Genomic DNA, 22,320 nt, shown 5'->3' with positions numbered 1-22,320 from the left:
CGGGACTGGAGCTGCGGGCATGGGGTCCTTCGTCTGTTGTACGGCGGTCATTCAACCTTATCCATAAGCTGTAGCATGCGGGACTGACAGAATCCCGCCAGGATCCTTTGCCTAGGATGGGTCTACCGCCAACAACGACGAAGGACCTGCTGTGCGCACTTTTGTTTCCGCCGTGGCCACCGTGCTGGGTGTCCTGCTGGCAGCCGTGGCCGTCCCGGCCATCTGGCTCGACCGCAACCTCGTCCAGGAGGACGGTTTCGTGAAACTGGCGGCCCCGCTGGGAAAGAACCCGGAGTTCCAGCAGCAGCTCGCCACGGCGGCTGTAGGAACCATTGACACCAGCGCAGTCCCCGGGTTCCTCGAGGACCTTGTCCAGCCGGTGCTGGAGGACGCCGCCACGTCACTGGCCGGCCTGCCGGGGTATCCGGCGGCCTGGGAGGAGACCCTCCGCAAGAGCCACCGGCTGAGTTTCCCGCAGGCCCCAGCAGACCCGGGCGCCACCGGATCCGTGTCCTCCCTCACCCTGGACGTCGCGCCGCTGGTGGCACTGGGCGTTGAGGAGATCTCGCGCGCAACCAGGCTGCCGCTGGATCCGCCGGGGGAGACGCTGATCAACGTCGGCCAGCCCGAACAGCGGGAGTGGACGGAGCGGCTGGCGACCTATGCACCCATGGGCTACATGCTTGCTGCAGGCTCCGGCATCGCCTTCCTCCTGGCCCTTGTTGCGGCCCGCCGGCGCTGGACGGTACTGGTGGCCACCGGGCTCGGCGGGTTGGCCCTCGCCGGGCTGTGGGCCCTCGGTGCCCAGATAGGTTCGGCGCGGGCACTGGCCACGGACACCGGCAACGAGGTGGCGAACATGTTCCGGAACGAATTCGTGGCCGCGGCCACCGCCGACTTCACGGGCTGGACCGTTGCCGCAGCCATCGCCGGCGGCGTGCTGGTGGTGCTCGGCACTGTGGCCGGGATCGCATCGCGGAGGCGGCCGGGGGCAACCCGGTAGCATGGAGAAATGACCTCCTCTGTTTCCCTTTCGATGCCCACCGTCCCGCGTCGGCGCCGCTCCCCGGAGGAAGTAGCAGCTGCAGCCCCCGTCCTGGGAACCAAGAAGGTGCTGCTGGCTGCGCCCCGCGGTTACTGTGCCGGCGTGGACCGCGCGGTCATCGCCGTCGAAAAGGCCCTGGAACACTACGGCCCGCCGGTCTACGTGCGGAAGCAGATTGTGCATAACGTCCACGTGGTCAGCTCCCTGGAGGAGAAGGGCGCCATATTCGTGGATGAAACCGATGAGGTGCCCGAGGGCGCCCTGGTCATCTTCTCTGCGCACGGTGTTTCACCCGCGGTGGTCGAATCAGCCGAAGAGCGCGGGCTGCGCACCATCGATGCCACCTGCCCCCTGGTGACCAAGGTGCATAAGGAAGCCGTCCGGTTTGCCAAGGACGACTTCGACATCCTCCTGATCGGCCACGACGGCCACGAGGAAGTTGAAGGCACGGCGGGCGAAGCGCCCGAGCACATCCAGATCATCAATGGTCCGCACGAGGTGGACAAGATCACCGTGCGGGATCCGGAAAAAGTCATCTGGCTCTCGCAGACCACCCTCAGTGTCGACGAGACCATGGAAACGGTCCGGCTGCTGAAGGAACGGTTCCCCACGCTCCAGGACCCGCCCAGCGACGACATCTGCTACGCCACCACCAACCGGCAGGTAGCCATCAAGAAGATCTCGCCGCAGGCGGACCTGGTGATCGTGGTCGGCTCGGCCAACTCCTCCAACTCTGTCCGCCTCGTGGAGGTGGCCCTCGAATATGGTGCCAAGGCGTCCTACCGCGTGGATTTCGCCAACGAGGTGGACGAAGCCTGGTTCGAGGGTGTGGCCACCGTGGGCGTGACGTCCGGTGCTTCTGTTCCCGAAGTCCTGGTGCAGGATGTGCTGCGGCTGCTGGCCGAGTACGGCTACGGCACCGTGGAGGAAGTAGTCACCGCTGAAGAGGACCTCCTGTTCTCGCTGCCCAAGGAACTCCGCGCAACGCTCAAGCAGGCCGGCGATGTCAGCCGTGCGCTGGGCGGGCGCAGGCCGCGCAGCTGAAGCAACAGCGCTTCCACAAGCGGGGCGGGACCGCAGCATGCAGCTGCAGTGCCCGCCCCGCTTCTTTTTTCCCTGCCCCGGGCTGCTGGGCCCTTCCTAGGCCGCAGCCTCATCGTGCTGGAGCTCAGGAGCCGAAAGGGCGCGGGGTGTGGCGTCTACTGCCGGTGGCGCAGCCAGGCCCGATTCCTCCAGGGAGTTCAGCTTCCGTGCCGTAGGCAGCACCCGCGCCTCGAGCGTGCCCACCATCGCGTTGTAGCGGTCCACTGACGACTTCAGTGATGAGCCCAGCTTGCTGACGTTTTCGCCGAGTGTTCCCATCCGGTCGTAGAGCTGCCGGGCAAGGTCGAACAGTTCCCGGGCGCTGTCCGTCAGCACATCCTGCCGCCACGTGAAGGCCACTGACTTCAGGACAGCCAGCAAGGTGCTGGGGGAGGCCAGGACCACGTTGCGGGACAAGGCATGGTCCAGGAGTTCCGCGTCCGCCGAGAGGGCAGCTGCCAGGATGGATTCCGCCGGGATAAAGCAGATCACCAGTTCGGGTGAGTTGCCCGGGATGTCCCAGTACTTCTTGTTGCTGAGGGAGTCCACGTGCGCACGGAGGGCCTTCGCGTGGGCGGCCAGCAGCGCCTGCTGCGACCGGCCGTCCGCCTGGACAGTCCGCCCCTGCTGCCCGGGCCGGGAGTCCGCTGCGCCCAGCTGCTGGGCCTCCAGGTAGGACGACAGCGGAACCTTGGCGTCCACCACCAGCTGCTTTTCGCCCGGAAGCTGGACCACCAGGTCAGGGCGGACAGACGAATCACTGCCGGCGCTGTGAAGCTGCTCCACGAAGTCCACATGGCGGAGCATCCCCGAGGCCTCCACCACCCGCCGCAGCTGCACCTCGCCCCACTGTCCGCGGGCGCTGTTTGAGCGCAATGCGGACTCCAGCGCGTGCGTGGACCGGATCAGCTGCTCATCTGAGTGCCGGGCTTCCCGCAGCTGCTGCGCGAGCTGGCCGTACTGTTCCACCCTGTCACGCTCCAGCAGGGCCACCTGCTGCTGCACGGCCGAGAGCTTCTCCGCCACCGGCGCAAGTGCGCGCAGCACGCTGCCGTCCTGCGTCCGTGCCTCGCCAAGCTCCCGGTTCTGTGCCGCCAAAAGCCGCCGCTCGGCGTCGGCCGCTGCGAACTGCGCGCTGACCTCTGAAAGCCGGGACGAGACAGCGTCGAAGTCCGCCTCCAGGGCATGCGAGTTCTTCCGCAGCACAAAATAGGTGGCAGCTGCACCGGCAAGGGCGCCGAGCAGCAGCATGAACAAGGCCAGAATCAACGCAAAAACATCCATGCCCTCACTGTTGCATGGGGGTCGGACAATCGGGGGCAGTGACATCCACGGGTACAGGCGGGGGACGCCCTGCGGGTAGAATCAATGCTCGTGGCTCTTACTATTGGCATCGTCGGACTGCCCAACGTCGGCAAATCAACCCTCTTCAACGCGCTTACCCGCAACCAGGTCCTGGCCGCGAACTATCCGTTCGCCACCATTGAACCGAACGTCGGCGTCGTGAACCTGCCCGACCCCCGCCTCGACAAGCTGGCCGGGATCTTCGGCTCGCAGCGCATCCTGCCCGCAGCGGTCTCCTTCGTGGACATCGCCGGCATCGTCAAGGGCGCGTCCGAAGGCGAAGGGCTGGGGAACCAGTTCCTTGCCAACATCCGTGAAGCCGAAGCCATCGCCGAAGTGGTCCGCGTCTTCGACGATCCCGACGTCGTCCACGTCGACGGCAAGGTGGATCCGCGCTCGGACATGGAAACCATCAACACCGAGCTCATCCTCGCCGACCTGCAGACCATCGAGAAGGCCATCCCCCGGATCGAAAAAGAGGTCAAGATCAAGAAGCGCGAGGCCGCAGAGCTGGCAGCCATCAAGGCAGCGCAGGCGGTCCTTGAACGCGGCGACACCATCTACTCCTCGATCAAGAGCGACAAGCTGGAGATGGAACACCTCAAGGAGCTCGGCCTGCTGACGGCCAAGCCCTTCATCTACGTCTTCAACGCGGACGAGGCAATCCTGGGCAGCCCGGAAAAGCAGGAGGAACTCCGCGCCCTGGTTGCCCCCGCAGACTGCATCTTCCTGGACGCCAAACTTGAGGCCGACCTCGTGGAACTGGACGAGGAAGAAGCCCGCGAGATGCTGGAAATGAACGGCCAGGACGAGTCCGGCCTCGACCAGCTGGCGCGGGTCGGCTTCCACACCCTGGGCCTGCAGACCTACCTCACGGCAGGCCCCAAGGAAGCACGCGCCTGGACCATCAAGCAGGGGGACACCGCGCCACAGGCGGCGGGCGTCATCCATTCGGACTTCCAGCGCGGGTTCATCAAGGCCGAAGTGGTCTCTTTCGACGACCTCGTCGATGCGGGCTCCATGGCCGAAGCCAAGTCCCGCGGCAAGGTGCGGATCGAAGGCAAGGAATATGTCATGGCCGACGGCGATGTGGTGGAGTTCCGCTTCAACGTCTAACCGGTCCAGCGTCTGCCTGCGCGGACACCTTATCCTGACTATGTAGGGCGTGATCCTGGCAGCTCCAGGTCCCCTTTCCCCGAAGGGAAAACACAAGGAGGCGGCATGCCGGTCGGGCGTCTGATGCGTTATGTCACCGCGGCCCTTGCGGCTGTGGTGGTGCTTTCGGGTTGCTCCGGCGGCGGCACCGCGCCTGTGATCGTGGGGGAGGCGAAGCGGGGCGGGACTGCCACGGTCGCCGAAGTCAACGCGTTCTCATCCTTTAATCCGTACAGTGCCGACGGCAACACGGACATCAATTCCAAGATCGGCTACATCACCCACTCCGGGTTCTACTACCTGGACGACAAGGCGGCGGTGGTCCGCAATGACAAGTTCGGCCGGTTCGAGAAGGTGTCCGACGAGCCCCTTAAGGTGAAGTACACCGTCAACGAAGGGGTCAAATGGTCCGACGGCGAGGCCATCGACGCCGGTGACCTCCTCCTCAGCTGGGCGGCAGGATCGGGCTACTTCGACGACGCCGACCCCATGGCGGGAACCGGCACCAGATACTTTTCCACGGCATCGGACACCAGCGGGCTGGCGGGCACGGTCTTTCCCGAAGTGGGGGGAGACGGGCGTTCGATCACCCTTGAATACGCCACTCCGTACGCTGACTGGGAAGTAGCCTTCGACGTCGGCCTCCCGGCCCACGTCGTCGCGGCCAAGGGCGGGCTGAACGATGAAGAGGACCTGGTTGAACTGCTTCGCGACTCACCGCGCGGCGACCCAGAGAAGCCCGCGGTCAACACGGAGCTGAAGGCAGTCAGCGATTTCTGGAACTCGGGCTTCGATACGAAGGCCCTCCCGGACGACCCCGCCCTGTACCTTTCCAGCGGCCCGTACATCGTGGTTGACATCGTTCCCGAAGTCTCGATGAGGCTTGTCCGGAACCGGGATTACGTCTGGGGGTCCGAACCGTGGCTGGATGAAATCAACGTCCGGTTCACGGGGGCCCTTTCGGGGGCCGTCGACGCCCTGCGGAACGGGCAGGCGGACATCATTGCCCCCCAGCCCTCGGCCGGAACCGAGGACGTGTTCGCGGGCCTGGTGGAGCAGGGCAACACCCTCGAACGGTACAACCAGTCCGGCTATGACCACCTGGACCTCAACTTCTCCGGCCCGTTCGCCAGCCGGGATGTCCGCGAGGCATTCCTCAAGACCGTCCCGCGCCAGGCCATCGTCGACGCCGTGGTGGGGGATTTGCAGCCGGACGCAAAACCGCTGGACTCCCACGTCTTCCTGCCGGCACAGCCCAAGTATGCGGACACCGCCAGGAACAATGGCTCCGCGGAATTCGCCGAGGTGGATATCGAAGCTGCAAAAGAGCTCCTGGACGGGGAGACACCCACGGTCAGGATCCTCTACAACCGGGACAACCCCAACCGTGCCGAGGCCTTCGCCCTGATCCGGGACTCGGCGGCACTTGCGGGATTCCGGGTGCAGGACGGCGGGCAAAGCAGCGCCGACTGGGCCAGGTCACTGGGCGAGGAAGGCCACGACGCTGCGCTGCTGGGCTGGATTGGCAGCAGCGCCGGGGTGAGCCGCGTGCCGCAGATTTTCCGGACGGGCGCTGGCAGCAACTTCAACGGCTTCTCGGACACCGACGCGGACAAAGCCATGGAAGAGCTCGCACGGACCACGGACCTGGGAAAACAGGACGAGCTGCTCGCGGAAATCGACAAGCAGATCTGGGACAACGCCTACGGGCTCCCGCTCTACCAGACCATCGGCACCACCGCCTTCGGCCCGCGGATCACCGGCGTGAAATCAAGCTCCGGTCCCCTGGGCGTCTGGTGGAATGTGTGGGACTGGCGCCTGGCCTAACCCTTCGCTTCCAGCGCGACCTCCTTCCAGCCGCGCAGCCTTGTGAGCGCTCACGCATCCGATTAGCGGCGCGGGCTACTCGCGAGTAGCATGTGACTTGCACAACTTCCGTTCACCGGGTATCGCACTGGAGCATCTCGGTCACGGTTTGGCAACGGAGTACCAGTATTTGGACTCCGTGCGGTTAGGCTAATCGTCATATGTAGGCTGCGTCACAGTGTGAAAGCTGCGTCCGGCCTGCGGGGAAGCACAAGAATTCCCTCGATATCTCCCACAACTCATAGGAGGCGGAATGCGTTTCACGCGCACTTCCAAAGCACTGGGCATCGTGGCAATCGCCGCGCTTGCCCTGACCGGGTGCGGCGCTGGAGGCGGCACCACTGAAGGGGGCGGCGAATCAACCGGCGACCCCAACAAGGTCATCAGCGCCTACAGCAACGAACCACAGAACCCGTTGCTGCCGGCAAACACCAACGAAGTGTATGGCGGCCGCGTTGTCGAGCTGCTCTTCGAAGGCCTGCGGACCTACGACGCCGACGGCAAGCCGGTCAATGCCCTCGCGGAATCCATTGAATCCGATGACGCCCAGAACTGGACCATCAAGGTCAAGCAGGGCACGAAGTTCACCAACGGCGAGGAAATCACCGCCACGACGTTCGTGGACTCCTGGAACTACGCCGCCAACTCGAAGAACCTGCAGAACAACGGCTTCTTCTTCGAGTCCATCGAGGGCTACGAGGAAGTTTCCGCCGTCACCCAGGAAACCAGCGCGGACGGCAAGACCAAAACCACCCCGGCTCCCACCGCGGAGACCATGTCCGGGCTGGTGGCCAAGGACGACTCCACCATCACTGTGAAGCTGGCCCAGCCGGAGGCTGACTGGTCGTTGCGGCTTGGTTACTCGGCATTCTTCCCGCTTCCCTCTGCCGCCCTGGCCGACCCGAAGGCCTTCGGTGAAAACCCGGTGGGCAACGGTCCGTACAAGATGGAAAAGGAAGGCGCCTGGGTTCACGACCAGTCCATCTCGCTCGTGAAGAACCCTGACTACAGCGGTCCCCGCGAAGCCAAGAACGGCGGCGTCACCTTCAAGTTCTACACGGATCCGGGCCCGGCTTACACGGACCTGCAGTCCGACAACCTGGATGTCACCGACGTGCTTCCGTCCAACGCGCTGAAGACCTACGTCACCGACTTCCCGGACCGCAACGCCACCAAGCCGGTGGCAACCAACTCCACGCTGAACATCCCGCCGTACAACCCGAACTTCCAGGGTGAAGCCGGCAAGCTCCGCCGCCAGGCACTGTCCTACGCCATCAACCGCGAGGAAATTGCCAAGGTCATCTTCAACGGCACCCGTACCCCGGCCAAGGCCTTTGTTCCGCCGGTGATCGAAGGTTTTGAAGAAGGAATCAAGGGCAGCGAAGTTCTGAAGTTCGACGCCGCCAAGGCCAAGGACCTGTGGGCACAGGCGGAGAAGATCCAGCCGTACGACGATTCCAAGCCGCTCCAGATTGCCTCCAACACCGATGGCGGCAACAAGGAATGGATCGACGCTGTAGCCAACGGCTTCAAGAACAACCTGGGCATCCAGGCTGAAATCCAGCCCTTCGCGAAGTTCGCAGAGGTGCTGAACCTGCGCAAGTCCCAGCAGCTTCCGGGCCTGACCCGCGCCGGCTGGCAGGGCGACTACCCCTCGCTCTACAACTTCCTGGGACCCGTCTGGGCAACGAACGCCTCCTCCAACTACGAGAAGTACACGAACCCCGAGTTCGACAAGCTGCTCAAGGAGGGCCTCGCCGCCAAGACCACGGAAGAGGCAAACGCCAAGTTCAACCAGGCACAGGAGATCCTCTTTGAAGATCTTCCGGGCCTGCCGCTCTGGGACCAGGCACGGCCGATCGTATGGAGTAACAACGTTGTGAAGGCCGAGACAGGCTGGAACGGCGGCATCCGCTACTTCGATATCACGGCTAAGTAGTTCCAGAACTCACTTGCCGCCAGGCAGATGGGGGTCCGGTCACAGCCGGGCCCCCATTGGCTTGCACGGCAGGAAGGCACCCCATGAACCTGTTTACTTCCCTGCCGGAAGGCTGGTGATCCAGTGGTCCGCTTTATCCTGCGCCGACTGCTCCAGGTGATCCCGGTCTTCCTCGGCACCACGCTTCTCGTTTACTACATGGTGTTCGCACTGCCCGGCGACCCCATCGCGGCGCTCTTCGGCGACCGCCAGCCGCCGCAGGCAGTCATTGATACCCTGCGCAGCCAGTACCACCTGGACGAACCGTTCTGGGTCCAGTACGGCCTCTTCCTGAAGAACCTCTTCACGTTCAACCTGGGCAACGACTTCACCGGCCAGCCCATCGCGGCAAGTCTCGCCAGGGTCTTCCCTGTGACGGCGATGCTCGCCATCGAGGCCCTGGCGATCCAGGCGATCTTCGGCGTAGCCTTTGGCGTTTTCGCAGGCCTGCGCCGCGGCGGCTGGTTTGATTCCACGGTCCTTGTGGCGTCCCTGGTGGTCATTGCAGTTCCCACCTTCGTGCTGGGCTTCGTCTTCCAGTTGGTATTCGGCGTCCAGTTGGGCTGGGCCAAACCAACAGTCGGGGCGAATGCGGACTGGGGCAGCCTGCTGCTGCCCGCCGTCGTCCTGGGCCTCGTGTCCTTTGCGTACGTCCTCCGCCTGACCCGCGCCTCCGTCAGCGAAAACATGAACGCGGACTATGTCCGGACCGCGACCGCCAAAGGCCTTTCCCGGCCGCGGGTGGTCATGGCCCACATCCTGCGCAACTCGCTGATCCCTGTCGTCACCTACCTCGGCGCCAACCTCGGCGGCCTGATGGGCGGCGCCATTGTCACCGAAGGCATCTTCAACGTTCCGGGCGTCGGCAACAAGCTGTACCAGGCAGTCCTGCGCAGTGAAGGGCCCACCATCGTCTCCATTGTCAGCGTGCTGGTGCTGGTGTTCGTGGTGGCCAACCTGCTCGTCGACCTCCTGTACGCCTGGCTTGACCCGAGGATCCGCTATGACCAGTAACAACAGCCACTTCGTGGCTCCCATCGATGAAACGCCGCTGCTGGCAACGGACGCCGTCAAGACTGACCAGGCACCGCTCAGCCTATGGTCGGATGCGTGGCGCAAGCTCCGCCGTCGTCCGCTCTTCATCATTTCGGCGCTGCTCATTTTGGCACTGACCGTGGTGGCCCTGTTCCCCGGCCTGTTCACTTCAGTGCCGCCAAACGAGGGCTGCGAGCTGGCCAACTCGGAAGGCGGTCCCACTGCCGGGCACCCGTTCGGATTTACCTTCCAGGGCTGCGACGTCTACTCGCGCGTCATCCACGGAACCCAGGCATCGCTGTCCGTTGGCATCCTCTCGGTGCTGTGCGTGCTGGTCATCGGGGTCACCATCGGTGCGCTGGCCGGCTACTACGGCGGCTGGCTGGATTCTGTCCTTGCCCGCCTGGGTGACATCTTCTTTGCGTTGCCCCTGATTCTGGGCGCGCTGGTGATCACCCAGCTGCCCTTCTTCCGCGAGAACAAGAGCGTCTGGACGGTGGTGTTCGTCATCTCCCTCCTGGCGTGGCCGCAGATGGCCCGCATCACCCGGGGCGCCGTCATCGAGGTGCGCAACGCCGACTTCGTCACGGCCGCCCAGGCCTTGGGGGTCTCCAAGTTCGGGGCGCTGGTGCGGCACGTGCTGCCCAACGCACTCGCTCCCATCATCGTGCTGGCAACGCTTGAGCTGGGTGTCTTTATCGTGGCCGAGGCAACCCTGTCCTTCCTGGGCATCGGCCTGCCGCAGAGCATCATGTCCTGGGGTAATGACATCGCCGGGGCGCAGGCGTCCATCCGGACCAGCCCGGAGATCATGCTGTATCCGGCTGCGGCCCTGTCCATCACGGTACTCAGCTTCATCATGCTCGGTGACGCCGTCCGTGACGCCCTCGATCCCAAGAGCCGCCAGCGATGAGAGATAAAGAGATGACAACTCCAGACGTCCGCATCGAAGAAGCCGGGACCACGGGCACCAGGCCGCTGCTGGAAATCCGCGACCTCGCCATCACGTTCAAGACCAGCGGCGGTGAAGTCCAGGCTGTCCGCGACGCGCACCTGACCATCATGCCGGGCGAGACGGTGGCAATCGTGGGGGAGTCCGGCTCCGGCAAGTCGACCACCGCGCTGGCGGCGATTGGACTGCTGCCCAACAACGGGCGGGTCTCCGGCGGCCAGATCCTGCTCGACGGCGAGGACATTGCCCATGCCAGCGAGCAGCGCATGATCGAGTTGCGCGGCAACACCATCGGCATGGTTCCGCAGGACCCCATGTCCAACCTGAACCCCGTATGGAAGATCGGCTACCAGGTCCGCGAGACGCTCCGTGCGAACGGACGGCCCAGCGGACCTGATGACATCGCCAAGGTGCTGGCCGAGGCCGGCCTGCCGGACGCCAAGCGGCGTGCGAACCAGTACCCGCACGAGTTCTCCGGCGGCATGCGGCAGCGCGCCCTGATTGCCATCGGACTCTCGTGCCAGCCGCGCCTGCTGATCGCCGACGAGCCGACGTCCGCCCTGGACGTCACCGTGCAGCGCCAGATCCTGGACCACCTTGAAACCATGACCAGCGAACTGGGCACCTCGGTGCTGCTCATCACCCATGACCTGGGGTTGGCAGCCGAACGGGCCGACAAGGTCGTGGTGATGTACCAGGGCCGGGTGGTGGAGGCAGGTCCGTCGCTGGAGCTGCTGCGCAACCCGCGGCACCCCTACACCAAGAGGCTGGTGGAGTCCGCTCCGTCGCTGGCCAGCCGCCGCATCCAGGCGGCCAAGGAACAGGGCGTGGAGACGGCGGACCTGCTGGCTCCGGCTGCAGAACCGGCGGCTGCGGACAACGTTCTGGAGATCCAGGACCTGCGGAAGGTCTATAAGCTCCGGCAGGGGCTGGGGAAGTCAACGGACTTCGCGGCCGTTGACGGCGTCAGCTTCAACGTCCAGCGCGGAACCACGACGGCGATCGTGGGGGAGTCCGGGTCGGGGAAGTCCACGGTGGCGAAGATGGTGTTGCAGCTGGAAAAGCCCACGGACGGCCGGATCCTGTTCGACGGCGTGGACACCTCGAAGCTTAAGGCAGCAGAGCTGTTCAAGTTCCGTCGCCGGGTTCAGCCGATCTTCCAGGACCCCTATGGCTCCCTGGACCCGATGTACAACATCTTCCGCACCATCGAGGAGCCGTTGCGGGTCCACAAGATTGGCAACAGTGCGAGCCGGGAGAAGAAGGTCCGGGAGCTGCTGGACCAGGTGGCACTGCCACAGTCCGCCATGCAGCGGTACCCGAACGAGCTCTCTGGCGGGCAGCGGCAGCGTGTTGCCATTGCCCGTGCCCTGGCGCTGGACCCCGAAGTCATCATCTGTGACGAAGCGGTGTCCGCCCTGGACGTGCTGGTCCAGGCGCAGGTCCTGAACCTGCTGGCGGACCTGCAGTCGAACCTGGGGCTGACCTACCTGTTCATCACCCATGACCTCGCCGTGGTCCGCCAGATCGCGGACCACGTGTGCGTCATGGAAAAGGGACGCCTGGTGGAAACCGGCTCCACAGATGAGGTCTTCGAATCGCCGCGGGAGGACTACACCAAGGCCCTCCTCAATGCCATCCCGGGCGCGAAGCTGATGCTGCCGCCTGAAGTGGCGTAGCCGCGGCATCACCTACAACGGTTGGAGCCGGTGCCTTCCAGGCGCCGGCTCCAGCCGTTTTGCATGCCTTGAGCTGTCAGTCCTGTGATTCGCCTGGGGCTCCGGCGGCCAGTACTGCGCCCGTATCCGGGGCCTGCGTCCTTTCGAGCCCCAGGTCGCGCAGCCGCTGCTCCAGCAGGGAGCCCAGCGCCCTGCGCCCGGACGGGTTCATGTGGACGGCGTCCGCGAGGTCCTTGGCCAGGCCGTACCGGGTCAGCCAGTCGCCCACCGACACAAACGGCAGCCCGCGCTCTGCCGCCACCGACCCCAGCAGGGTGTCCACGTCCGTGCGGCGCCCTCCGCCGTCGTCCTTGCTGCGCGCCAGCGTACCGATCATTGCCATCCGGGTGCCGGGATAGCGGGCCTGCAGTTCCCCGATCAGGCTTTCCGCATTGGTGGTGATCTGCCGGTCGGTGGCGCCGCTGGCGGCGTCATTGCCGCCACCTTGGATGACGATCAGGGCAGGTGTCCCGGAAGGAAGCAGCCAGTCACCGTCGCGGAGGGCCTCAATGTAGTTGCCGGTGCTGCCGTTGGCGGAGACGAACCCGGTGCCGCCGCGTCCGCAGAAGTAGACCTTGTACCCGGCTGCCGTCAGAGCCTGGCGGGGCCATCCGTCGAGGGGTTCCGACTGGGAGTCGCCGATCAGGAGTGCCGTCCGGCTGATGTCCGGGACCACCGCCTCGAGCCGGCCGTTGGCAGGATTCCGGACCCTGGAGCCCGTAGCCGGTGCTTCGGCGGCTGCCGCGTGGCCTGGGGCGGCCGCGGCCTGGACGGCAGGCGCTGCCGGGGAAGGGGCCGGCAAGGTGCATCCCGCTAAGGAAACCAAGGCGCACAGTGCAACGACGGCGGCGGCTCCGAAGGTGCCAAGGCTGCCGCCTGCCAAGGCTCTATTCATATGAAGTCTCCGGGCCTGCTCAGTGCGTCGTTGCGTGGTGTCAGAGTAATCATGTGGCATGCCGGAACGGTTGGCCAGTGATTTTGCTCACTTTTTTCCGGCGTGGCGGAGATGCGGCTGCAGGGCAAGCCATCGGAACCCCTGATTTTTAGGCCAATAAATGCCAGTGCCGGTAAGATGGGGGAAGGCGCCCTGTGCAAAGGGCCTGATCCGTCGTGCGTTCCGGTTAGGAATTGGCGCGATACAACAGCTGACTCCACTGAATCGAGCCATTACGCATGTCTGAAACCACCACCAACACCGCGGTAGCCACTGCATCGCGCAGTGACCTGCGCAACGTCGCGATCGTGGCCCACGTTGACCACGGCAAGACCACCCTGGTCGACGCCATGCTCAAGCAGACCAACTCCTTCGCCGAGCACAACCACCTCGAAGACCGCGTGATGGACTCCGGTGACCTTGAGCGCGAAAAGGGCATCACCATCCTGGCTAAGAACACCACGGTGGCCTACAACGGTCCGTCCTCCAACGGCGAGACCATCACCATCAACGTGATCGACACCCCGGGCCACGCCGACTTCGGCGGCGAGGTGGAGCGCGGCCTGTCCATGGTTGACGGCGTGGTGCTGCTGGTGGACTCCTCGGAAGGACCCCTGCCGCAGACCCGCTTCGTGCTGCGCAAGGCACTGGCCGCGCACCTGCCGGTCATCCTGCTGGTCAACAAGACCGACCGGCCCGACGCCCGCATCGACGAAGTGGTCCACGAGTCCATGGACCTGCTCCTGGGCCTCGCCTCCGACCTCGCCGACGAGGTGCCGGACCTGGACCTGGACAAGGTCCTCGAAGTGCCGGTCGTCTACGCCGCCGCAAAGGTTGGCCGGGCTTCCTTGGAGCAGCCCGCCAACGGCTCCGCTCCGGACAACGAGGACCTGGAACCGCTGTTCAAGGCCATCATTGAGCACATTCCTGCACCCACGTACAACCCTGAAGGTGTGCTGCAGGCGCACGTCACCAATCTGGACGCCTCCCCGTTCCTGGGCCGCCTCGCCCTGCTCCGCATTTACAACGGAACGCTCCGCAAGGGCCAGCAGGTTGCCTGGGCCCGCCAGAACGGCGAGCTGAAGACCGTGAAGATCACGGAACTCCTGGCCACCAAGGCCCTGGAGCGCGTTCCTGCCGAATCCGCAGGCCCCGGTGAGATCGTCGCCGTCGCCGGCATCGAGGACATCACCATCGGTGAGACCCTGACCGACGTCGAAAACCCGCAGCCGCTGCCGCTGATCACCGTCGACGATCCCGCGATCTCCATGACCATCGGTATCAACACCTCGCCGCTCGCCGGCAAGGTCAAGGGCGCCAAGGTGACTGCCCGCCAGGTGAAGGACCGCCTGGACAAGGAGCTGATCGGTAACGTCTCCATCAAGGTGCTCCCCACCGAGCGTCCGGATGCCTGGGAAGTGCAGGGCCGTGGTGAGCTCGCCCTCGCCATCCTGGTGGAGCAGATGCGCCGTGAAGGTTTCGAGCTGACTGTCGGCAAGCCGCAGGTTGTCACCAAGACCATCGACGGCAAGATCCACGAGCCGATGGAACACATGACCATCGACGTGCCGGAAGAGTACCTCGGCGCGGTGACGCAGCTGATGGCAGCCCGGAAGGGCCGCATGACCAACATGGCCAACCACGGCACCGGCTGGTGCCGCATGGAGTTCATCGTTCCGGCCCGTGGCCTGATCGGTTTCCGCACCAAGTTCCTCACCGATACCCGCGGTGCCGGAATTGCGGCTTCCATTTCCGAAGGCTACGAGCCGTGGGCCGGCCCCATCGAGTACCGCACCAACGGTTCCATGGTTGCCGACCGCGCAGGTGTTGTGACCCCGTTCGCCATGATCAACCTGCAGGAACGCGGCTCGTTCTTCGTCAAGCCCACCTCCGAGGTGTACGAGGGCATGATTGTTGGCGAGAACTCCCGCGCCGATGACATGGACGTGAACATCACCAAGGAAAAGAAGCTCACCAACATGCGTGCCGCTTCTTCCGATACCTTCGAGAACCTGACGCCGCCGCGCGAGCTCACCCTCGAAGAGTCGCTGGAATTCGCCCGCGAGGACGAGTGCGTGGAGGTGACCCCGGAAGCCATCCGCATCCGCAAGGTCATCCTGGACACCAACGAGCGTGCCAAGGCAAACCGCGCCCGCGCCAAGGCGTAGCAAGACCGCAGTTCCCGAAGAAAGCCACCGGCAACTTGCCGGTGGCTTTCTTCATACCGCTGTGCGGAGTGAAACGGGCCCTTGGGCCGCAGCGGAAGTCCCGGCGCATCGAGCTTCGCCGGCCCTGCGCCCTGCCGCTTTCCACATAGGCGTGGCTCCCGCTGCGTCCGGGAGGCCGGAACCGGCAGCATGCACCCATGAGAACTGTTACCGATGTCTTGGCGGCGATGGGCGGAGTGGGCAGCACCAGCAACCTCAGGCAAGCCGGTGTCCCGCGCGGGAGCATTGAAGCGGGCGTGCTGGATGCTTCCGTTCAGAGGATCGCGCGCGGTGTTTACGCGCTGCCCGATGCCGACCCGCTGCTCGTCCATGCCGCCCGCCATCACGCCGTGCCGGCGTGCGTCACCGCTGCTGCGGCGGCGGGTTTGTGGGTGGTCAGCACGCCCGACGTGCCGCATCTTGCCGCGCGGCACGGACGTAGGATCCCCGGCTGCGTGGTTCATCGGGGCAGTGTTCCGCCTACGTACCTGGACGTTGTGTGCCAGGCGCTGCGCTGCCTGCCGCCGCTGGACGGACTGGTCGTTGCAGAATCCGCCGTCAAGAAGGGGCTGATTCAGCTGCCGGTCCTGCGGGAACGCTTCCCGGCCCTGCGGGAAAAGTCAATCCTCAGCCTGGTGGCCAGAATCAGGCCCCAATCCGGCTCCATTATCGAGACGATGGCCCGCTATCTGTTGGAAGAGGCGGGCCTGACGGTCGAGATGCAGGTAAAGATTCCCGGTATGGGCCACCTGGACCTCCTGGTTGATGGCCTCCTGGGGATCGAAACCGACGGCTTTGACCACCACAGCAGCCGGTCTGCATACCGCGAGGACAGGAGGCGGTGGAACGTCACTGTCGTCCGCGGCGTCCCCACGCTGCGTGTGACCTTTGAGATGCTTGCCGGCAAGCCGCAGGAGTTCGTGCTGATGGTGCAGCGGGCACTTGCCACCTACCGCAGTGCGCAGTGACAGCGGGCATCGGCGCGCAGTGGACGTCCCGGCGCAGTGAGAGATACCCTAGCCGCGCGGCCGGCGGCGTTCGGGCGCCGGGGGAACCTGCTTGGCCGCCACCACAAGGCCAAGGGGAATTACGACGTCGGCCTGCCGGGTTCGGATGGTGCAGGCACCGGCGTCGCAGGAGACCAGGTGGCCCAGGGCGTCCGTGAGGCCGTCCTCGAACCGGTAGCGGACCACCACCCGTGTTCCGGGTTTGGCTGCGGCAAGGAACCCTGCGGGGGTAGGCGGCTGACTCACCAGTTCATACTAGGGGTGCCGGCTAGGTTCGCGGGAACGGGCTGGGAGATAATAGGCTCAGATGTCAAGAGTCCGGCCGCAGCTGCCGGATGCAAGAACCGGCGGGTCGCCGGAACCAACGTGGAGAGGCCAGGGACGTGACGTACGTAATCGCGCAGCCGTGTGTGGATGTCAAGGACAAGGCATGTATCGAAGAATGCCCCGTCGACTGCATCTATGAAGGTGAGCGTTCGCTGTACATCCATCCGGACGAATGCGTCGACTGCGGCGCCTGCGAGCCCGTATGCCCGGTTGAGGCGATCTACTACGAGGATGACACTCCGGACGAGTGGGCAGACTACTACAAGGCCAACGTCGAGTTCTTCGACGACCTCGGTTCACCGGGTGGTGCCGCCAAGATCGGCAACACCGGCAAGGACCACCCGATGATCGCCGCCCTGCCGCCGCAGAACCAAGACCACTGACGCCCGCGGGAAGATGACTGCAGCAGTGAATTCGTTCGGCCTTGACCTGCCCGATTACCCGTGGGAGGCCATGGCGCCGTACCTCGCGAAGGCCTCGGAGCATCCTGGCGGAGTGGTGAACCTGTCCATCGGGACACCGGTGGATCCCACCCCGGCACTGATCCAGGATGCGCTGAAGGCCGCTGCTGACGCACCGGGATACCCCACCGTGCACGGCACACCCGCACTCCGCGAGGCCATCGCGGGCTGGTTCGAGCGCCGACGGGGAGTGGCCGGGCTGGACCCCCGCAACATCATGCCCACGGTCGGTTCCAAGGAACTGGTCGCGTGGCTGCCGCTGCTGCTGGGCCTGAAGCCGGGGGACGTCGTCGTACGCCCCAAGGTGGCGTATCCGACGTACGATATCGGCGCAACGCTGGCAGGGGCCACCTCTGTTGCGACGGACAACCTGGACGAGCTCGACGACGCCACGCGCTCCCGGGTGCGCCTGATCTGGGTCAATTCCCCAGGAAACCCCACCGGCAGCGTCCGCGACGCCGACTCCCTGAAAGCCCTCGTTGTGCAGGCCCGGGAACTGGGTGCGGTGGTGGCGTCCGATGAATGCTACGCCGAACTGGGCTGGGGAACCTGGGACGTCCAGCGCGGCGGCCAGCGCGTCCCCAGTATCCTGGATCCGCGGGTTGCCGGCGGATCGCACCAGGGCCTGCTCGCCGTTTATTCGCTCAGCAAGCAGTCCAACCTCGCAGGCTACCGCGCCGCCTTCGTGGCCGGCGATCAGGACCTGATGCCCAACCTCGTCAACAGCCGCAAGCACGCCGGCATGATCGTTCCCTATCCCGTGCAGGAGGCCATGCGCGTGGCGCTGGGAGACGACACGCACGTCGAGGCGCAGAAGGACCTTTACCGCGGACGCCGGGAGCGACTGGTTCCTGCGCTCCTGGACTTCGGCCTGGAGATCAAGGATTCCGACGCCGGCCTGTACCTCTGGTCCACGGCGGGGGAGAACACCTGGGACACCGTGGCCCGGCTGGCGGAGCGCGGCATCGTGGTGGGCCCCGGGGTCTTCTACGGCGAGGCCGGCAACGGCTATGTCCGGGTTGCCCTGACGGGAACCGACGAGCGGATCGACGCTGCGGTGGACCGCCTCCGCTAAGCCGGAGGCGCACGCACCCCCGTAACAATCGTGTGACTCGCGCCACATCGCGGGCATTTCAGGGGGAATCAGGCTGTCTCGAATTAGTGACACCCGCCAAGGGGCGGTACTTTTTAACTGATCAATGGTGGCTTTCTACAAGAAGGCAGCCCGGGTGTTGGAACCTGTGTCCTCAGGGTCAGTGCGCGGCTCACCTGATATTGGATCAAGCTTTCGACAGAGGCCCAGACGCCTCATGAAGGGGACTCCATGACTGAGACCAACAACGCTGCGACCCTGCTGCACGCAGGTGGGGAGCTCAAGCTCCCGCGCATCCCGGTTATTGAAGGAAACGAAGGCTACGACGTTTCCAAGCTGCTGAAGCAGACGGGCGCAGTCACCTTTGACCCCGGCTTCATGAACACCGCGGCAACCACCTCGGCCATCACCTACATCGATGGCGATGCGGGCATCCTGCGCTACCGCGGGTACCCCATCGAGCAGCTGGCACAGCACTCCAGCTTCCTTGAGGTGTCCTACCTGCTGATCTACGGCAACCTGCCTACGCCCACGGAACTGGATGAGTTCGACCAGAAGATCCGGCGCCATACCCTGCTCCACGAGGAGCTGAAGGGCTTCTTCGGCGGCTTCCCCCGCGATGCGCACCCGATGCCCGTCCTGTCCTCCGCAGTGTCCGCGCTGTCCACGTTCTACCAGGACTCGCTGGACCCGTTCAACGCCGAGCAGGTGGAAGTTTCCACCATCCGGCTCATGGCCAAGCTGCCGGTCATCGCCGCCTATGCGCACAAGAAGTCCATCGGCCAGCCCATGCTGTACCCGGACAACTCCCACAACCTCGTGGAGAACTTCCTGCGCCTGAGCTTCGGCCTGCCGGCCGAGCACTACGAAGTCGATCCGATCGTGGCCAAGGCCCTGGACCTGCTGCTCATCCTGCACGCGGACCACGAGCAGAACTGCTCCACCTCCACCGTGCGCCTGGTGGGCTCCTCCAACGCCAACCTCTTCGCCTCTGTCTCCGCAGGCATCAACGCCCTCTTCGGCCCGGCCCACGGCGGCGCCAACGAAGCTGTGCTGAAAATGCTCCGGCAGATCCAGGCCGAGGGCCTCAAGCCCGAGGACTACATGGAGAAGGTCAAGAACAAGGAGGACGGCGTCCGCCTCATGGGCTTCGGGCACCGTGTCTACAAGAACTACGATCCGCGTGCCAAGATCGTCAAGGCCACCGCGCACGAGATCCTCGAGAAGCTCGGCGGCAACGACGAACTGCTGGACATCGCCCTCCGCCTGGAAGAGAAGGCGCTCAACGATGACTACTTCATCCAGCGCAAGCTCTACCCGAACGTGGACTTCTACACCGGCCTGATCTACAAGGCCATGGGCTTCCCGGAGAAGATGTTCACCGTGCTGTTCGCAATCGGACGCCTCCCCGGCTGGATCGCCCAGTGGCGTGAAATGATCAGCGACCCCAACACGAAGATCGGCCGTCCGCGCCAGCTCTACATCGGCGAACCGGCCCGGGACTACCCGGCACGCTAACGCACCCGGCCAGGTCCGGATAGTACGACGGCGGCCGCCCACCTTTCCAAGGTGGGCGGCCGTTTGCGTGGTGCCATCGGTGATCGGGCTTGTCGAGATGCAGGGTGTCGACAGGCTCAACCACCGGTCCGATCAGTTGTTGTAGCCGTTGGGGTTGTTTTTTTGCCAGCGCCAGTGGTCTTCGCACATTTCGTCGATGGTTTTGGTGGTGGACCAGCTGAGGTCGGCGAGGGCGGAGGTGGCGTCTGCCCAGAAGGCGGGCAGGTCTCCGGCGCGGCGGGCGGTGATTTCGTAGGGGATGGGTTTGCCGACTGCTTTTTCGAAGGAGTGCAGGACTTCCAGGACGGAGGAGCCTTTGCCGGAGCCGAGGTTCCAGCGGAAGACGCCGGCGCGGGCTGTGACGTGGTCCAGGGCTGCGACGTGGCCTTGGGCGAGGTCGACGACGTGGATGTAGTCGCGCAGGCAGGTCCCGTCGGGGGTGTCGTAGTCGCCGCCGAAGACCAGAAGTTTTTCGCGTCGGCCGACGGCGACCTGGGCGATGAACGGGACGAGGTTGTTGGGGATGCCCTGGGGGTCTTCGCCGATCCGGCCGGAGGGGTGGGCGCCGACGGGGTTGAAGTAGCGCAGCAGTGCTATGTGCCAGCGGGGGTCTGCGGCGCCGAGGTCGGAGAGGATGTCTTCGATTTGTTCTTTGGTGCGGCCGTAGGGGTTGTTGGCGCCGATTTCCATTTTTTCGACGTAGGGGATGGGGTTGTGTTCGCCGTAGACGGTGGCGGAGGAGCTGAAGACGATGGAGCGGACGTCGTGCCGGTCCATGACGCGGATCAGGTTCAGGGTGCCGACCAGGTTGTTGTAGTAGTACTTCAGCGGTTCCTGGACTGATTCGCCGACGGCTTTGAGGCCGGCGAAGTGGATGACGGCGTCGATGGCGCTGGCGGCGAAGACGCGTTCGACGGCGGTTTCGTCCACCAGGTCCACGTGGTGGAACTCGGTGGCCTTGCCGCTGAGTTCGGCCACCCGGCGCAGGGACTCTTCGCTGGAGTTGGCCAGGTTGTCGAGGACCACCACGTCATGGCCGGCTTCCTGCAGGGAAAGAACAGTGTGGGAACCGATGTAACCGGTGCCCCCGGTAACCAGAATCTTCATGCCTCCACGCTATCCCACGGGGCACGCTGCCACCGTCGCGTTCCGGATGCCGGGCAGGCCACGCGCGGCCGTGATGGAAGCACAAGTGTGCTAAATAAGAGGGGTGCCTAAAATTGTTGACGCCCATGCCCGCCGCCAGGAAGTAGTGGAAGCGGTCCTGCGCATCATCGCAGTGGACGGGCTGGAACGGGCGTCGCTGCGCGAAGTCGCGGACGAGGCCGGCCTGGCAGTCGGCTCCGTCCGGCACTACTTCGCGAACAGTGACGAACTGCTGGCCTACTCCTTCGCCACGGTGGTGGACCGCATCGTGGCGCGGCTGCGGGACGGCATGCACCACCTCGCGGCTGCGGCGCATGGCAGCAGCGGGCAGCGTGCGGCGGTACTGGCCCTGCTGGGTGGTGCCCTGCCCCTGGACGAGGCGCGGGCACTCGACGTTTGTGCCTGGCTGGCCTTCCGCAACGCCGCCAGGATCCGGCCCTTCCTCGCGCCGGTCGCGGACCGGAGCCACCGGGAAGTGGCCGCCATCATTGGCCAAGTGGTGGCCACCCTGGTGCCGGCGGAGGAAGCGGAGGACAACGTGGTGCTGGAAGCCGAACGGCTGCTGGCCACCCTCGACGGGCTGTGCCTGCACGCCCTGCTCCACCCCGGGTGGATCACCTCGGAGATGGTCGACGGCGTTTTGGAGCGGCACCTTAACGGGTTGGGAGCCCGGGGGCGTTAACGTGGGCAGGGAGCGGGAATAGACTGATAGCCGGGGGAGGGCGCAGAACCGGATCACCAGACCCGGCAGAGGCGCGTCAGGGAAGGGATTAGGGATGCATCAGGCAACGGGTACAGGCTGGCAGATCACCACGGACACGTCCGGGCCTATGATGATCGCCCTGTACGTCCGCGACACCGCTGGACTGAACGGCGCCGGCCACCCGGCACTGTCCCATGCCTCACCCAAGATTCGCCCCGCCGACCACACACACCTTACGGCCGACGTCGGCGGCCTCAGCGCGCTCAAGACAGAGTGGGAGGCGTGGTGGGAGCAGCTCCTCAAGGCCCACCCCCAGACCTCGCCCGAACTCACGCCACCCGACTTCGCTGCGTTCGGCAACTCACCGGCACTCCAGCGCGTCCTGCAGGCCCACTTCGGCGCAGCCCTCACCTGGGCCCGTGAACGGCGGAGCGAATACGCGGAGCTGGAGGCGGAGCGGGTTGCCAGCGGAACCAACCAGCTGCTGGAGGACATGGTGGATGACCGGCTCCTGGAGGTGGGCCGGGATTCGCGTGATTTCACGCTGACCATCATTGAACTGCCGCTCAACGAGGACCGCGCGTGGTACCTGGAACCGGACAAGATCATCATGAGCCGTAAACTCATGAGCCAGCCGGATCTCTTCCGCAGCTACGTGCAGCCCGTCGTCGAAATCCTCGTCTAGCCGGTGCGGCCGGAGTTTAGCCAG

The 22,320-nt window shown here is 65.0% G+C and carries 19 protein-coding genes; 15 read left to right on the top strand and 4 right to left on the bottom strand.

Translation table 11 applies throughout. The features are described from left to right. Positions 1-151 precede the first annotated feature (151 nt). Together ACJJV6_RS01260 and ACJJV6_RS01255 are read left to right on the top strand one after the other, a co-directional pair. Positions 152-1,003 carry a hypothetical protein gene (locus tag ACJJV6_RS01260; RefSeq protein WP_407709740.1) on the top strand — a complete coding sequence of 284 codons (852 nt, stop codon included), beginning with the start codon at positions 152-154 and terminating at the stop codon, positions 1,001-1,003. 9 nt (positions 1,004-1,012) lie between these two features. Further along, positions 1,013-2,089 carry a 4-hydroxy-3-methylbut-2-enyl diphosphate reductase gene (locus ACJJV6_RS01255; protein ID WP_407709739.1) on the top strand — a complete coding sequence of 359 codons (1,077 nt, stop codon included), beginning with the start codon at positions 1,013-1,015 and terminating at the stop codon, positions 2,087-2,089. 96 nt (positions 2,090-2,185) lie between these two features. Here ACJJV6_RS01255 and ACJJV6_RS01250 read toward each other — a convergent pair whose 3' ends face one another. Further along, on the bottom strand, positions 2,186-3,412 hold the full coding sequence (locus ACJJV6_RS01250; RefSeq protein ID WP_407709738.1) for a DNA recombination protein RmuC: 1,227 nt from the start codon (positions 3,410-3,412) through the stop codon (positions 2,186-2,188). A gap of 90 nt (positions 3,413-3,502) precedes the next feature. Here ACJJV6_RS01250 and ychF point away from each other — a divergent pair, with 90 nt between their 5' ends. From ychF to ACJJV6_RS01220, 6 genes are all read left to right on the top strand, one after another. Then, positions 3,503-4,588: a redox-regulated ATPase YchF gene (gene ychF / locus ACJJV6_RS01245; protein WP_009356983.1), complete on the top strand. Its 1,086-nt coding sequence runs from the start codon at positions 3,503-3,505 to the stop codon at positions 4,586-4,588. A gap of 105 nt (positions 4,589-4,693) precedes the next feature. Further along, positions 4,694-6,454, top strand: coding sequence for an ABC transporter family substrate-binding protein (locus ACJJV6_RS01240; protein ID WP_407709737.1), 1,761 nt, complete (start codon positions 4,694-4,696; stop codon positions 6,452-6,454). 292 nt (positions 6,455-6,746) lie between these two features. Continuing rightward, complete coding sequence (locus ACJJV6_RS01235; protein ID WP_407709736.1) at positions 6,747-8,432, top strand: ABC transporter substrate-binding protein; 1,686 nt, start codon at positions 6,747-6,749, stop codon at positions 8,430-8,432. Between the two features lie 123 nt (positions 8,433-8,555). Beyond that, positions 8,556-9,485: an ABC transporter permease gene (locus ACJJV6_RS01230; RefSeq protein WP_354175254.1), complete on the top strand. Its 930-nt coding sequence runs from the start codon at positions 8,556-8,558 to the stop codon at positions 9,483-9,485. Continuing rightward, entirely contained in the window at positions 9,475-10,419 is a 945-nt protein-coding gene (locus ACJJV6_RS01225; protein ID WP_009356979.1) for an ABC transporter permease, read from the top strand. The genes ACJJV6_RS01230 and ACJJV6_RS01225 overlap by 11 nt, the downstream gene beginning before the upstream one ends. Positions 10,420-10,430: 11 nt before the next feature. After that, complete coding sequence (locus ACJJV6_RS01220) at positions 10,431-12,137, top strand: ABC transporter ATP-binding protein (protein ID WP_009356978.1); 1,707 nt, start codon at positions 10,431-10,433, stop codon at positions 12,135-12,137. 76 nt (positions 12,138-12,213) lie between these two features. Here the strand turns inward: ACJJV6_RS01220 and ACJJV6_RS01215 are convergent, their stop codons facing one another. Then, complete coding sequence (locus tag ACJJV6_RS01215) at positions 12,214-12,978, bottom strand: SGNH/GDSL hydrolase family protein (RefSeq protein WP_338058377.1); 765 nt, start codon at positions 12,976-12,978, stop codon at positions 12,214-12,216. A gap of 371 nt (positions 12,979-13,349) precedes the next feature. Between ACJJV6_RS01215 and typA the strand changes: the two genes are divergently transcribed. Both typA and ACJJV6_RS01205 read left to right on the top strand, forming a co-directional pair. Next, positions 13,350-15,278, top strand: coding sequence for a translational GTPase TypA (typA, locus tag ACJJV6_RS01210; protein WP_009356976.1), 1,929 nt, complete (start codon positions 13,350-13,352; stop codon positions 15,276-15,278). Positions 15,279-15,475: 197 nt separating this feature from the next. Next, positions 15,476-16,285: a hypothetical protein gene (locus tag ACJJV6_RS01205; protein WP_354175258.1), complete on the top strand. Its 810-nt coding sequence runs from the start codon at positions 15,476-15,478 to the stop codon at positions 16,283-16,285. Between the two features lie 48 nt (positions 16,286-16,333). On the opposite strand, the gene ACJJV6_RS01200 is transcribed toward ACJJV6_RS01205, so the two are convergent. After that, positions 16,334-16,570 (bottom strand): hypothetical protein, encoded by a 237-nt coding sequence (locus ACJJV6_RS01200; protein WP_354175260.1) that lies wholly within the window; start codon positions 16,568-16,570, stop codon positions 16,334-16,336. A 137-nt stretch (positions 16,571-16,707) separates the two neighbouring features. On the opposite strand from ACJJV6_RS01200, the gene fdxA reads away from it, so the two are divergent. From fdxA to ACJJV6_RS01185, 3 genes are all read left to right on the top strand, one after another. Continuing rightward, positions 16,708-17,034 carry a ferredoxin gene (fdxA, locus tag ACJJV6_RS01195; protein ID WP_009356972.1) on the top strand — a complete coding sequence of 109 codons (327 nt, stop codon included), beginning with the start codon at positions 16,708-16,710 and terminating at the stop codon, positions 17,032-17,034. A gap of 13 nt (positions 17,035-17,047) precedes the next feature. Further along, on the top strand, positions 17,048-18,187 hold the full coding sequence (gene dapC, locus ACJJV6_RS01190; RefSeq protein ID WP_407709735.1) for a succinyldiaminopimelate transaminase: 1,140 nt from the start codon (positions 17,048-17,050) through the stop codon (positions 18,185-18,187). 249 nt (positions 18,188-18,436) lie between these two features. After that, entirely contained in the window at positions 18,437-19,723 is a 1,287-nt protein-coding gene (locus ACJJV6_RS01185) for a citrate synthase (protein ID WP_009356970.1), read from the top strand. A 132-nt stretch (positions 19,724-19,855) separates the two neighbouring features. Here ACJJV6_RS01185 and galE read toward each other — a convergent pair whose 3' ends face one another. After that, entirely contained in the window at positions 19,856-20,869 is a 1,014-nt protein-coding gene (gene galE / locus ACJJV6_RS01180; RefSeq protein WP_354175264.1) for a UDP-glucose 4-epimerase GalE, read from the bottom strand. Between the two features lie 103 nt (positions 20,870-20,972). Here galE and ACJJV6_RS01175 point away from each other — a divergent pair, with 103 nt between their 5' ends. Both ACJJV6_RS01175 and ACJJV6_RS01170 read left to right on the top strand, forming a co-directional pair. Further along, complete coding sequence (locus ACJJV6_RS01175; RefSeq protein ID WP_035752580.1) at positions 20,973-21,590, top strand: TetR/AcrR family transcriptional regulator; 618 nt, start codon at positions 20,973-20,975, stop codon at positions 21,588-21,590. Between the two features lie 94 nt (positions 21,591-21,684). Beyond that, positions 21,685-22,296: a hypothetical protein gene (locus ACJJV6_RS01170; protein ID WP_407709734.1), complete on the top strand. Its 612-nt coding sequence runs from the start codon at positions 21,685-21,687 to the stop codon at positions 22,294-22,296. The last annotated feature ends 24 nt before the right edge of the window (positions 22,297-22,320 follow it).

The organism is Arthrobacter nitrophenolicus (genome assembly GCF_045833485.1).
GTDB lineage: Bacteria > Actinomycetota > Actinomycetes > Actinomycetales > Micrococcaceae > Arthrobacter > Arthrobacter nitrophenolicus.
This window is presented reverse-complemented; position numbering and strand designations above follow the sequence as displayed.